The following is a 12,936-nucleotide window of genomic DNA, read 5'->3' on the forward strand; positions in this document are numbered from 1 at the left end:
CACTCGTAAATTAAGAGGCAGCGCGGTGCTATCACGAGTTTTGCGTGCTTCTGCGCTTATATAGGCAATAAAACTTGCTTACTGGACCGTTGTCTTATATGCTTCTCAGCATAATCATCGGCGGCGCTCAGGCCGGGAGAGAATCATGTGGATCATCGAGCTGAACATCGGCGGCTATCAATTCACCCGCGAGATGCCCGACCTCAAACGCCGGAGTTTCCGCTTCAGCCCGCGCGGCATGCATTGGCCGGTGCTGCGGCACTCACACGCTGCATGACGTTAGCCACGGGAGGCACGCCAGTGGCGACCACGAGCGAAACGCTGCAGGACCCCAGCCCGACGAAGCGCGGCGGCACGCGCCGGAAAATGCTGGCCAGCGCCGCCGAGGTGATGCGCGAGCGAGGCGCCGCGGGGGTGACCATCGACGCGGTGCTCGCCCGCAGCGGTGCGCCCCGCGGCTCGGTCTACTACCACTTTCCCGACGGCCGCAATCAGATCCTGATCGAGGCGCTGCGCTATTCCGGTGACTCCATCACCGCGATGATCGACGATGCCGCCGAGCAGGGCGCCCGGGTGCTGCTGGGCAAGTTCGTCGAGTTCTGGGAGCGCCTGCTGACCGAGGGCGGGTTCAGCGCCGGCTGCCCGGTGGTGGCCGCGGCGATCGGCTCGGACGACGACGACGCCAAGCTCTCCGCGGAGGCCGGCGCCATCCTGGGCCGCTGGTGCGCCGCGCTGACGCTGGCATTCACCCACGACGGCTTCGAGGAACCCTGCGCCGCCTCGCTGGCGGTGATGTCGATCGCCGCGCTGGAGGGCGCCATCGTGCTGTCCCGCTCGACCGGCAGCATCGACCCGTTGCGCCAGGTCGGCGATCAGCTCGAATTCTTGATCAAGGCAAGGGAATTCGTGCTACGCAACAATATCGGGGAGTGATCCCTCAGTCGCTGGCCGGCAGCGGCTTGACCTCTTTGAGCTGCAGCGCGGTCGCACCGACGCTCAGGCTCCCGGCGCCCGGCTTGGTCACCAGCACCTCGGCACCGGTCTCGTCGACGTAGCGCTTGCCCATCACGGTGCCGTCGGCGAACGTCGGATCCAGTTCGCCCGAACGCTCGGCGCCTATGGGCACCATCGGCGCACCGCCGCACCGCAGGTCGTCGAGGCTGTCGGCGCTCCTGACGACGATCACCTGCGTGTCACACACCTGGCTGGCCAGGCGGGTTCCATTCTTGATCATGCGCGTAGCCCTTCCAGCGTCTCGATGATCTCCCGGCGAAGCACTTTGCCGGTGGGGGTCGTGGGCAGCTCGTCGCGAAACACCACCCGGTCCGGGGTTCGCGACCCGCGCAAGCTTTTCCGGACGTGCTCGCGCAGTTCCTCGGGATCGGGGTCCGCGCCGGGCCGGGGCACCACCACCGCGACGATCGCCTGACCCCACTGCGGATCCTCCACCCCGACCACGGCGACGTCGCGCACGTGCGGGTGCTCGACCAGGACCTCTTCGAGCTCGGCGGGCGCGATGTTCTCGCCGCCGCGGATGATGGTGTCGTCGCTGCGACCGCCGATGAACAGGTACCCGTCCTCGTCCAGCATCGCGACGTCTCTGGTTGGGAACCAACCGTTTTCGTCGAGCACTGAACCGATGCCGGTGTAGCGTCCGGAGACCTGCTCGCCCCGGACGAACAGCTCACCGGTCTGCCCGGCCCCGAGCACGTTGCCGCCTTCGTCGCGGATCTCGATCTCGATGCCGGGCACCGGCCGTCCGACCGAGGCCAACCGCCTGGCGACGTCGGGCTCGGCCGCGGCCTGCGCCGCTCGGTGGTCGTCGGGGGTCAGCACCGCGATGGTCGAGCTCGTCTCGGTCAGGCCGTAGGCGTTGACGAAGCCGACCCCGGGCAGCAGCTCCAGGGCGCGGCGGACCAGCGGCAGCCCCACCTTGGACCCGCCGTAGGCCAGGTTGCGCAGCGAGGGCAGCTCGTGGCCCTCGGCCTCCAGGGTGGCGACGATGCGATCGAGCATGGTGGGCACGACGGTCGCGGTGGTCACGTTCTCGGCGTTGATCAGCCGAACCCATTCCCGCGCATCGAAATTCGGCAGGTAGACCATCTTGCGCCCGGCGTACAGGTTCGACAGCGCGGCGCCCACCCCGGCGATGTGATAGGGCGGCACGCAGATCAGGGCGGCGTCGCTCTCGGCGGCCGATTCGAATTCCACCGTGCCGGTGACGTAGCTGGTCAGGTTGTTGTGCGACAGCTCCACCGCCTTGGGCTGCGATGTGGTGCCCGAGGTGAACAGGACGACCGCGACCGAGTCGGGGTCGGGAAACTCGGCGGCGGGCTCAGCGTCGCGCGCGGCCGCCAGGAATTCGTCGGTGGTCATCAGCCGGCCGGGGGCGTCGCCGACTATGTCCCGGTAGCGGTCGTCGACGATCACCAGCGGCTCGGGCAGGCGCTCGATCAGCGCGCGGATGCCGTCGGCCGAGAGCCGGTAATTGAGCGGGGTGAAGGGCAGCCCGGCGCGCGCGGCCGCAAAGATCAGCACCGGCAGCATCGCGCCGCCGGTGCCCACGTAGACCACGTGTTGGGCGTTCGATCCCGCGATCACCCCGGCGCCACCGTCGGCGAGATCGCTGAGCTGCTGCGTCGTCAGCCGCAGAGCGCCCGAGGAGCCCTCGGACACCACGGCCGTGCGGTCGGGATTGCTCGACGTGGCCATCTCGAGCAGCAGCGAAATGCTCATCCTCGGTCTTTCCGGTTCCCCAGCGGTTTACAAAACTAAGCCACAGTGTAACTCGGCCGCTCAGCTGCCCGTCCAGCGCGGCGGGCGCTTCTCGGCGAAGGCGATGGCGCCCTCTTTGGCGTCGTTGGACGCGAAGACCGGGGTCAGGATCTTGCCTTGCTCGGCGAACATGTTGTCGGGGGTCCAGCCGCGGGACTCGACGATGATCCGCTTGGTGGCGGCCACCGCGAGCGGCCCGTTGGCGGCGATCCTCTCCGCCAGCGCGATGGCCTCGTCGAGGGCCTTGCCGGGCTCGGCCAGCACGTTGACCAGCCCCAGCTCGTGGGCGCGCTCGGCAGGCAGGTTGTCGCCGGTGAGGGCGAGCTCCATGGCGATGGCCGAGGGGATGCGCTGAGGCAGCCGCAGCAGCCCGCCGCCGCCGGCGACCAGGCCGCGTTTCACCTCGGGGATGCCGAAGGCCGACTCCCTGGACGCGACGATCAGGTCGGTGGCCAAGGCCAATTCGGTGCCGCCGGCCAGGGCGTAGCCCTCGACCGCCGCGATGAGCGGCTTGACCGGTGGACGCTCGGTGAAGCCCATGCCGCGGCCCTCGACGATGGGCACCTCGCCGCGTGCGAAGGCCTTGAGGTCCATGCCCGCGCAGAACGATCCGCCGGCGCCGGTGAGGATGCCCACCGAAAGGCCCGCGTCGCCGTCGAGCCGGTCGACGGCGTCGGCCAGGCCGCGCGCCACCGCGGCGTTGACCGCGTTCTTGGCCTTGGGCCGGTTGATCGTGATGATCAGGATCCGGTCCCGTTGTTCGACCAGGACTTCGGGTTCTTCGGCTGCTTCGCTCCCAGTGCTCACGTGCCGCACAGCTCCTTCGGGGTCGGGGTGGCTGCTGTCCGACCGATGGTAGCGGTCGACCAGAACGCGATTAACGTCAGGCGAGAGTGCCGTTCCCTCCGGACGGCTCAGGCTGGCGCCATCGCGGCCTCGACCACGGTGAGCTCCTCGGAAAGCCCTGCGGCCCTCCGTATTTCGATAAAGTCGGCGACCATGGCCTCGGTCACTTCGTGCGGGTCCTTGAGCGTGGCGCCGTCGGAGAGCACCGAGATGTTGAGCTGGTCGACGTAGCTCCAGACGGTGATGTTGAGGCCGCTGCCTGCGGTCAACGGGCCCACCGAGTAGATCTCGGTGACGAGCGCCCCGCCGACTCGGCCGCGTTCGCGCGGGCCGGGAACGTTGGAGATGTTCAGGTTGAGGATCTTGTTGTGGCCGTCGCGCCCGGACGCCCAGCGGAAGAAGGCCTGGGTGGGCGCGGGCGGCATGTAGGCCGCCCAGCGGCTGACCAGTTCCGGTCCCATCAGCTGGTTGCTCTCCTTGGCGGCGATGGCGTTCTCGTGGGTGCAGCGCACCCGCTCCAGCGGATCGTCGGAGTCCGTCGGCAGGCCCACGAGCACACCGGTGAAACGGTTCCCGGAGATGCGCTCGGGCGAGAAGTCGAAACTCATCGGCACCGACGCCAGCAGCGGTTCGGCCTTGCCGTCGTAGCGCAGCAGCAGGGTCCGCAGGGCGCCGGCCGACATGGCCAGCACCATGTCGTTGATGGTCGCCCCGAGCCGCTTGCCGGTCTCCTTGACGTCGGCCAGCGCCAGCGTGGCGGTGGCGAACCGGCGTTCGGGCGTGATCTTGTGGTTCATGAAGGTCGGCGGCGGCTCGAACGGCCGCGTCAGCTCCGGCGACAGCTTGCGCGAGCTGCGCCGCACCCGGCCCAGGCCCTCGGCCGTGTAGCGGATCGTGTGCGGGATCCGGCTGACGTGGCGCAGGTGGTCCGCGAAGGCCGAACTCAACAGCTGGCGCGTGGTGGGTGCCGGGTCGCACAGGTACGGGCCACCCTCCGGCCCCGGCTGCAGGTCCATGCCGCGGGCCATCAGGTTGGCCGAAGCGACACCGTCGGCGAGCGCGTGGTGGATCTTGCCGACCACCGCGATCCGGTTGTTGGCCAGGCCTTCGATGAAGTACATCCCCCACAGCGGGCGGCTGCGGTCCAACGGCGTGCTGGCGATGCGCCCGATCGCCTCGTCCAGCTCGCGCCGCCCGCCCGGCGCGGGCAGCCGCCACGGCCGGATGTGGTAGTCCAGGTCGACGTCGCAGTGCTCCCGCCACATCGGATGGTGGAGCTTCAACGGGATCTCGACCAGCTGGTAGCAGAACGGCTCGAGCTTGTTCAGGCGGCCGCGGATGACTTCGCGGAACGCGCCGATGTCGAAGTCACGCCGATCGGAATCGAGTTCGATCACAGCGGCTTTGATCGTGTGCATGTGCACGTTCGGCGTTTCGCTGTACAACAGGACCGCGTCCCACCCGCTCAGCCGTTTCACCGCTGCCCCTTACCCATAAAGGGACCATACTCAGCGGCGGCTGCTCAGATAACCTCTTTGGCCGCGTTTGTCTTGGTGCGATAAACCTGGTTGAGGAACAGCGAAGTCGCGTGCGCGGCCGCGCCCGCCCGCTCCCCGTCGATGAGGTCGTAGCCGTGGCCCGCGCCCGGCAGCTCCAGGTAGCCCACCATCGAATGCGAGACGGCCCGCATCCGGTCGACGAAGCTGCGGGCCTGCTCGACGGGGATGACGCTGTCCCTGCTGCCGTGAATCACCAAGAACGGCGGCGCATTTCGATGCACGCGCGCCATCGGCGACGCGTCGCGGAACACCTCGGGGTGGCGGGCGATCCTGCGCTTGACCACCACCCGCTCCAGGAAGTCGACGAACCGGTCGCGTTCGGGAGTCGAGCGATCCTCCCAGTCGTAGCGACCGTAGATGCCGACCACCGCGTCCACCGAGGTGTTGGCGCCCTCGGGCAGCTTCGCGTGATACTGCGGGTCGTCTGGGGTCAGCCCGGCCAGTGCGGACAGGTGCCCGCCGGCCGAACAACCCGCCACCGCGACGAAATCGCGGTCACCGCCGAACTTGTCGACGTTGGCGCGGGCCCAGGCGATGGCGGTCTTGACGTCGATGATGTGCCGCGGCCAGCGGTGGTGCGGCGCGACGCGGTAGTCGATCGCCAGGCAGACCCAGCCCTGCTCGGCCAGCCGGGACATCAGGGCGGAGCCCTGGCCCATGGCCTTGCCGTGCACCCAGGCGCCGCCCGGGACGAAGATCAGCACCGGCGCGGGCTGCGCGGGCAGGTCCTTGCGGCGCCAGACGTCGAGCACCTGCGCGGGGTGGTCCCCGTAGTGGACCGCGCGCCGGTGCAGGTACCGGCGCTGGCGCACCGCATCCCAGATCGGCGGCGTCCGCAGCGCGGTGGGCCACTCCAGCTCGAGGTCCGCGGCCGACACGATCCCGCGCAGCGCCGCGACGGAGACGTCCCGGGCGCTCAACCCGTCGGGGAGGCGGGCGTCGCCGCCGTCGGGCGACGGGCGAGGCTTGGTCATCCCGGAGAAGAACTCGGGGGCGTGCCGGGCGCCCCAGATGCCCATCGCGGTGAGGCCGCCCAGCGGCTCGAGGTGCTTGCCGACCACCGGTAGCGAAGCGCCCGCGACGCTCAAGGCCAGCGCGTAGTCGCCGGGACGCGCCCGCAGCAACCATTTCGCGCACGATGTCATAGCCGGCCTCCTTGCCGTGGTGTTAGGGCAGCGTACCCCCGCCCCCGGCTCCGAAACTGACGTTTGCGTCCACGCCGCGTCGGCCGTCGGCGGCGCCTCTCCCCACGCTCACATCGCCGCCAGGCAGGCGATCACCCGGCCGCCGATCAGACGAACGCCGGTCAGCGTCAGGCCGACCTGCGCGGCCAGTGCGGCGGCACTGTCCACGCCGACCGACGCCCACCGGAACCAGGGCCCGACCTCGCAGGCGGACTCCAGCCGGACCCAGCGCGATCGGATGCCGATGTCCTCGGCGTCGAATTCGGCCACGCAGCGCCCGCCCCGCGCCAGCAGCTCGGCGGCCCGCCCCAGGATGCGGCGCGGGTCCCCGCCGAGGCCCACGTTGCCGTCGACCAACAACACCGTCTGCCACAGGCCCATCGCGGGCAGCGGGTCGAACACATCGCCCAGCAGGACCGGCGCGCCGCCGCGGCCCGCCAACCGGATCGCGGTCACCGAGCGGTCGATGCCAAGGGCCGGTATCCCCCGCTGAATCAGCCGGGCCACCAATCGGCCCGGCCCACAGCCCAATTCGATCGTCGGCCCGGTGCACATCCGCGTGACGGCTTCGTCGAAGTCCTCGTCGAAGGCGTCGCCGGATCCGTCACCGGGACATACGTCCTCGGGACATCGCACGCCCAGCCAGCGGTGCGCCGGCAGGGGCCGCAGCTCCCCGTCGTCGTGGCGAATCCAACATCGCTCGCCGCCGAGCGCCCGATCGTAGAGATGCCCCAGCATTCACGTCCCTCGCGTCCTGCCCGGCCGGGCGGTCCACGCTCGGCCCCGGTGAGGGACGTTGCGACGAAGAAACGCTGGCGCGTCTCGCCCTCGCCAGCACTCCACCGATACCCCGATCTTTGTTCGGCTAATCCACCGCCCTTGGAGTACGCGCGCGGGAGCGGAATGGTTCATCCGCGATCCGCTCGGCGGAAGTCCCGTCGCGCATGAGTTCTCACGGATCAATGGACAGCGCCGAACAGGAAGGCATCCAGTACGTCGTTCACCCGGGCCGGGTCTTCCAGCGCCGCGAGGTGCGCGATCCCGTCGAGCACGCGGAAGGACGCGTCGGGGATCGACTCCGCCATCGCCCGGGTTTCGGGCACGGGGAAGGTGGCGTCTTCGGCGCCGGCGACCACCAGGACCGGGGCCGTGATCGTTCGAAGCAGGGCATGCTGGTCGGGGCGTGCGGGCACCACGCTGCGGACGGCCCAGCGGGCCGAATCGATGTTGACCGCGAGCAGGTTCGCGCGCACGGTCGCGACCACGTCCGGACGGGTACGCAGTGCCGTCGGCCCCAGGAAGGCGCGCAGCGCCGACGACGTCAGCGGCGGCCGGATCCCGCCCAGCACCGCCGCCGCGCGCAGCATGGCCGCGTATTTCGCCTTCTGAACGACACCGGCTTTCGACGCCGTGCAGTTCATCAGCACGGCGCGGTCAAGCCGGTCGGGATGGTGAGCCGCGAACGTGGCGCCGATCATGCCGCCCCAGGAATTGCCCACGAAGTGGGCCTTGTCGATGCCGAGCCCGTCCAGCAGGTCGACGACGCAGCGGGCGCAGTCGCCGAACGTGAAGGCCGACCGCAGCGGCTCGCTGCCGCCATGACCGGGCGGATCGATCAGCACAAGGCGGTGGCTGGCGCCAAAGTGCGCCGCCTGGCCCGCCCACAGGTCCCCGGTCATCAACAGGCTGGGCCACAGCAGCACCGCGGGGCCGGTGCCGGGGCTGACCTGCACACGGATCTTGCCGAGCACGGTATCGACGAATCGCGAAACGTATCCGGTCACGTTGCCTCCCGATGTCTCCAACCGCCGCATACCACTGATAGCAGGTCATCGGGTGTTGCGCGTCGGTGATACTGATGCGGTGCCGAACACCGATGTTCACCCTGACCTCCAGCGGGTCGCCCGTTTTGCCCCGCGCCGACTCGTCGGTCCCAGGACCCTGCGGATGATGCGGGCGGGAATCGCGCTGCGCGACCGCCTCGGAAAGCCCGTCGACGGTGTCGAGGAGCTCACGCTGGGTTCGGGAACCGGTGTCCGGCTGTTCCGGCCGGCCGGCGTGGCCGAGCCGACCCCCGCGCTGCTGTGGATCCATGGGGGCGGCTACGTGATCGGCACCGCCCGGCAGGACGACCGGCTCTGCAGCGGGTTCAGCCGGCGGCTGGGCATCACCGTCGCGTCGGTGGAATACCGTCTGGCGCCCGAACATCCATATCCCGCGCCGCTGGAGGACTGCTATTCGGCGTTGACCTGGCTGGCCGGCCTGCCGTCCGTGGACCGCTACCGGGTGGCCATCGGCGGCGCCAGCGCCGGCGGCGGCCTTGCCGCGGCCCTGGCCTTGCTCGCCCGCGATCGCGCCGAGGTGAGCCCCGCGTTCCAGTTGCTCACCTATCCCATGCTCGACGATCGCAGCTCGGCGTCCGCCCACGACGCGAACTACCGGCTGTGGGACACCCGCAGCAATCGGTTCGGCTGGGCGGCGTACCTCGGCGACGCCGACCCGGAGGTCGCCGTGCCCGCGCGCCGCAAAGACCTCAGCGGGCTGCCGCCGGCCTGGATCGGGGTCGGCACCCACGACCTGTTCCACGACGAGGATCTGGCCTACGCGCAACGCCTGACCGCCGCCGGGGTGCCGTGCCAGGTGGAGACCGTGCCGGGAGCCTTCCACGGATTCGATCTCATCGCGCCCAAAGCGCAAGTGTCGCAGCGGTTTTTCGACAGTCAGTGCGCCATGCTGCGCGCGGCGTTCGCCATCGCGTCGTGATCGCCGGTCACATCGCGAAGTAAACGAGCTCCCCACCGATGACGGTGGCCGCCACCATGCCGGCGTCCAGCTCTGCCAGCGCCGTCGCGGGTGGCTCGCTCAGCACGCAGAGGTCCGCCGGTTCTCCGGTCGCCACCGTGCGCGGCCGGGCCGGCCGGTCCGGCGAGCCCAGGAACATCGCCAAAGCCTCTCGTGCGGAGACACATTCGTCGACGCCCAGGACGGCACCACTCGGGGTGGTGCGGTAGACGGCGGCGCGCATGGCCGTCCAAGGGTCGCCGTGGCCGAACGGCATGTCGGTGGACAGCGCCACGGGCACCGCCGCCTTCAGCAGCGAGGCGACGCGCCACAGCTGGTCGTGCTCGGCGGCGGGAACGTCGGCGAGGTAATGATCGCCGCGCTCGGCGATGAAGTTGGGCTGCGTCACCACCGTGACCCCCAACTCGGCCAGGTCGGACAGGTTGTCGTCGGGCACCACGGCGGCGTGCTCGATGCGGTCCTGCGGATGGCTGCCCGCCGCCCGCAGGGCCGCGATCGTCACCACGAGCTGGGCCGCGGTCACGCAGTGCACGGCGACCGGCCGGCCCGCGTCGTGCCGGCCCACGATCCAGTCCGCCAGCCCGTCCACATCGAGCCCGTCGTCGTGCAGAATCTTCTTGCCCGGCGACAGGAAGCTCGGCCGGGGGCGGAACTCCCCGCGCCGGTGCGCCACCACCAGCGACACCATGTCGTCGGCGTCGAGGTCGGGGGTGGCGTCGGTGACGCCGGTGACGCCGGTCGCGGTGATGCGCCGGCTCAGTTCCGCCAGGTCGCTTTCGCGCCGCTGCAGCAGGTCCGACCAGCCGTGGTCCGCGCTGCGCAGCCGCCCGTCGGGGTGGTCGGCCAGGCCCACCCGGCCCAGCGCCTCGGAGTTGAGGATCCACAGCGCACCGCTGCGGTGCTGGATGCGCACCGGGACGCCGCGCACCATGGTGTCGAGCGCGTCCCGGTCCAGGTCGCCGGCCACCGACTCGTGGTAGCCGACGGCGCGAATCCACCCGTCGGGCCCCGGCGTCGCGTTCGACAGCAGTTGTGCCAGCTCGGTTTTGGTGCTGACCCCGGGCGGCCCGACGAGGAACGAATCGAGCGCCGAGGCCGCCGAACGCACGTGCACGTGGTGGTCGTGCAGGCCGGGCAGGACGGTTCCCCCGCCGGCGTAGAGCACGCCCTCGCCGGGTTCGGCGACCAGGCCGTCACCCACTTCGTCGATCCGGTCCCCGAACCGGATGTCGGTGGTCGTCCCGTCCAGCAGGGTGGCCCGCCGAATCAGCATGGCGGACAACCCCTTCGGGCCACCATCCGGCGCACCGCCTCGTTGTCTGCGCCCAGCCGGGCCGCGGGCCGGGCCGGCGGCGGAATGGGCGGGGGCGGCGCGGGCCGGTTGGCGCGCGACGGCTGCGTCGGCAGCGCCGCATAGCCGGCGGCGACCGCCGCCATCGAGACCTCGATCAGCTCGCCGCCGCCCCGGCCCAGCGAGTCGGCGACCAGCCGGGTCGCCTCCAGCCCGGTCAACGGATCGGCGATGGCGTCGCCGCAGAACACCGGCCCGTCGGCCGCGACACCGACGAGGCCGCCGCCCACCGCGGCGTCGTCGCCGAACGCCGGCCGCTCGTCGAGGTAGCCCTTGATGCGCAACCAGATTCGCCCTTGCCCTGTGGCGACGTCGTCCGGTCCGAGCCGGCGCCGCGCCAGCGCCGCGGGGCGCGAGCCTTCGATCACGACATCGGCCGCGGCGAGCAGCTCGCGCAGCTCGTCGGCCTGACGATCGAAATCGACACAGTACGAGAGCTTTTCACCGTTCATCCAGTCGAAGAACGCCCGGTCGCCCGCTCGGGTGCCGTCCGGGCGGCCCGGGCTCTCGACCTTGACCACCGACGCACCCGCCCGGGCGAGCAGCTGTCCACACAGCGGGCCCGCCCACATGGCGGACAGGTCGGCGACCAGCAGGCCCGCGACGTCGCGCGCCGGTCCGCGGGGCCCGCGTGGTCGTATCCGCGGTTCGGTGGCCGCGGCTCCGCCCAGGGCGGCGGCGGGGATGTCGAGCAGTGCGGTGCGCTCGATGATCGCGGCGAGCGGTTGCGTTGCGGCCCAGCGCTGCAACGCCGGCCAGGGGTCGCAAGTGGCGTCGTCGCTCTGCACCAGCGCGGGGACGGCGGCGGCGTCTTCGGGGCGCGACAACGTGATCGCGCACCAGCCGTCGGCGGCCACCAACAGCCGGGTGGCGCCGCCGGCGGACACCCGGCCGCCGCGGGTCAGGCCCAGCAGCGCGGCCCGCCCGGCCAGCAGGCCGGCGGCATCGATGGTCAGGCCCAACCGCTCGCCGACGGCCGCGGACACCCGCTGCGCGTGGGTCAGCACGTTCGCCCGGGAGAAGTCGGGCGGCCCTTCGGGCAGGCCGGTCAGGTAGGCCAGCCCGCTGCTACCCCACGCGCTGTCCCGCAGCGACGGCACCGAACTCACCCCACCATGATGCGTGAAGGTCGCCGGGCCACGGACGGGACCGGGTTTGCCCATCAAGACAGTGACCGCCGCCGGCAGACGCTCTACAACCGGATGCCATCCCTCTTCGAGAAGCCATCGCCGAAGGCTCGTTCGCGGTCCGGGCGCCGTACTTTCGTCACCTACCGTGGGACTTCTGGCCCCTGCTGCACGGATTGTGCGCCACCACCTGAAGAACTCCAGGGACATTCGGAGTCGTGGTTAGCGCCCCATTTACCCACTTTCACGTCCCGCTTTTGGGACTATCTAATACGTGTCGAGGACGATGGCCCCTGCAACATCACGCACGCCGTCGGGCGGGCGCGACCGGCCGTGATATGACCGCGGAAAGGGTCATTCCCCGGGATCGCTCAGGCATGGCGTCCCGTCAGCCATCGCGAAAAGCGCTGGTTTGGCCATGACCCACGAAATGCCGTCCGCGGCCGGCGTGCGCATGGCCATCAGCGGCAACATCGTCGAGCGCCGCGGGTTCGACGAGGTGCTGTCAATCATCGCCACGCGCCTGCAATCGCCGTCGAAAATGGGCCTGGCGGTGGGCTCGGTAAACCTCGACCACTTGTACCATTTCCGGAAAATGCCGGCGAGGCCCACAGGTCCGCTCGAATGGCTGTTGCTGGCCGACGGGATGCCGATCGCCTGGCGGGGCCGACTGCTCACCGGCAAGCCGTGGCCCCGGGTCACCGGCGCCGACCTGCTGCCCGCCGTGTTGGCATTGGCCGAAGAGGCGGATCGACGGATCGGCTTTTTCGGCGGCAGCGCCGAAACCCACGTCCTCCTCGAGGAGTTTTTGAGCGAACGTCATCCGGCGCTTGCAATTTCGGGGATGTGGGCACCGGACGCGCACAGCATCGCATCGTGTTCCGAAAGTTGGGCGGCGGCCGTCCACGCCGCGCGCACGGACATCCTCGTCGTCAGCCTCGGCAAGCCTGCGCAAGAGCACTGGATCGACCGATACGGATGCGCGACAGGCGCACGAATCTTCCTGGCGTGCGGCGGTGCCATCGATTTTCTGGTCGGCAAGACGCAGCGGGCACCCAATTGGATGCAAAACCTCGGCCTGGAATGGCTCTATCGGTTGACCCGCGAGCCGCGCCGGTTGGCTCGCCGTTATCTACTGCAGGGTCCTATCGCATTGCTCCGCGCGGCGCGTGCGCAGCTCATCTGCTATCCCGCTGTCGACTACGTGGACTACACGGACGCGCCGACGGGTGACGATACCAAGATGGAGGGGCGGCAGCGGGGACGGAATCACATTGCCTGAACGCGATCCC

The 12,936-nt window shown here is 70.2% G+C and carries 13 protein-coding genes; 4 read left to right on the top strand and 9 right to left on the bottom strand.

Annotation, left to right across the window (positions count from 1 at the left end):
- Window positions 1–145 precede the first annotated feature (145 nt).
- Entirely contained in the window at window positions 146–277 is a 132-nt protein-coding gene (locus C1737_RS27380; protein WP_007167324.1) for a hypothetical protein, read from the top strand.
- Between the two features lie 89 nt (window positions 278–366).
- Window positions 367–933 (top strand): TetR/AcrR family transcriptional regulator, encoded by a 567-nt coding sequence (locus tag C1737_RS17325; protein WP_067917927.1) that lies wholly within the window; start codon window positions 367–369, stop codon window positions 931–933.
- A gap of 4 nt (window positions 934–937) precedes the next feature.
- Here the strand turns inward: C1737_RS17325 and C1737_RS17330 are convergent, their stop codons facing one another.
- The 7 genes from C1737_RS17330 to C1737_RS17360 form a co-directional block, all read right to left on the bottom strand.
- Window positions 938–1,234 carry a hypothetical protein gene (locus tag C1737_RS17330; protein ID WP_102418993.1) on the bottom strand — a complete coding sequence of 99 codons (297 nt, stop codon included), beginning with the start codon at window positions 1,232–1,234 and terminating at the stop codon, window positions 938–940.
- Window positions 1,231–2,736 carry a class I adenylate-forming enzyme family protein gene (locus tag C1737_RS17335; RefSeq protein WP_102418994.1) on the bottom strand — a complete coding sequence of 502 codons (1,506 nt, stop codon included), beginning with the start codon at window positions 2,734–2,736 and terminating at the stop codon, window positions 1,231–1,233. The genes C1737_RS17330 and C1737_RS17335 overlap by 4 nt, the downstream gene beginning before the upstream one ends.
- 60 nt (window positions 2,737–2,796) lie before the next feature.
- Window positions 2,797–3,582: a crotonase/enoyl-CoA hydratase family protein gene (locus C1737_RS17340; protein WP_102419996.1), complete on the bottom strand. Its 786-nt coding sequence runs from the start codon at window positions 3,580–3,582 to the stop codon at window positions 2,797–2,799.
- A 107-nt stretch (window positions 3,583–3,689) separates the two neighbouring features.
- Window positions 3,690–5,099 (bottom strand): wax ester/triacylglycerol synthase family O-acyltransferase, encoded by a 1,410-nt coding sequence (locus tag C1737_RS17345; RefSeq protein ID WP_102418995.1) that lies wholly within the window; start codon window positions 5,097–5,099, stop codon window positions 3,690–3,692.
- Between the two features lie 44 nt (window positions 5,100–5,143).
- Window positions 5,144–6,325, bottom strand: a complete 1,182-nt coding sequence (locus C1737_RS17350) for an alpha/beta hydrolase (protein WP_102418996.1) — start codon at window positions 6,323–6,325, stop codon at window positions 5,144–5,146.
- Between the two features lie 108 nt (window positions 6,326–6,433).
- A complete protein-coding gene (locus tag C1737_RS17355; RefSeq protein ID WP_102418997.1) occupies window positions 6,434–7,102 on the bottom strand; it encodes an SAM-dependent methyltransferase in 669 nt (222 codons plus the stop codon).
- A 221-nt stretch (window positions 7,103–7,323) separates the two neighbouring features.
- Complete coding sequence (locus C1737_RS17360) at window positions 7,324–8,115, bottom strand: alpha/beta fold hydrolase (RefSeq protein WP_255413418.1); 792 nt, start codon at window positions 8,113–8,115, stop codon at window positions 7,324–7,326.
- A gap of 112 nt (window positions 8,116–8,227) precedes the next feature.
- On the opposite strand from C1737_RS17360, the gene C1737_RS17365 reads away from it, so the two are divergent.
- A complete protein-coding gene (locus C1737_RS17365) occupies window positions 8,228–9,127 on the top strand; it encodes an alpha/beta hydrolase (RefSeq protein ID WP_102418998.1) in 900 nt (299 codons plus the stop codon).
- A gap of 7 nt (window positions 9,128–9,134) precedes the next feature.
- Here the strand turns inward: C1737_RS17365 and C1737_RS17370 are convergent, their stop codons facing one another.
- Window positions 9,135–10,439, bottom strand: coding sequence for an amidohydrolase family protein (locus C1737_RS17370; RefSeq protein WP_102418999.1), 1,305 nt, complete (start codon window positions 10,437–10,439; stop codon window positions 9,135–9,137).
- Window positions 10,433–11,680 (bottom strand): CoA transferase, encoded by a 1,248-nt coding sequence (locus C1737_RS17375; RefSeq protein ID WP_102419000.1) that lies wholly within the window; start codon window positions 11,678–11,680, stop codon window positions 10,433–10,435. The genes C1737_RS17370 and C1737_RS17375 overlap by 7 nt, the downstream gene beginning before the upstream one ends.
- A 382-nt stretch (window positions 11,681–12,062) precedes the next feature.
- On the opposite strand from C1737_RS17375, the gene C1737_RS17380 reads away from it, so the two are divergent.
- Entirely contained in the window at window positions 12,063–12,926 is an 864-nt protein-coding gene (locus C1737_RS17380) for a WecB/TagA/CpsF family glycosyltransferase (RefSeq protein WP_102419001.1), read from the top strand.
- Window positions 12,927–12,936: the final 10 nt, after the last annotated feature.

It is taken from the genome of Mycobacterium sp. 4858, assembly GCF_900240975.1.
Taxonomy (GTDB): Bacteria; Actinomycetota; Actinomycetes; order Mycobacteriales; family Mycobacteriaceae; genus Mycobacterium.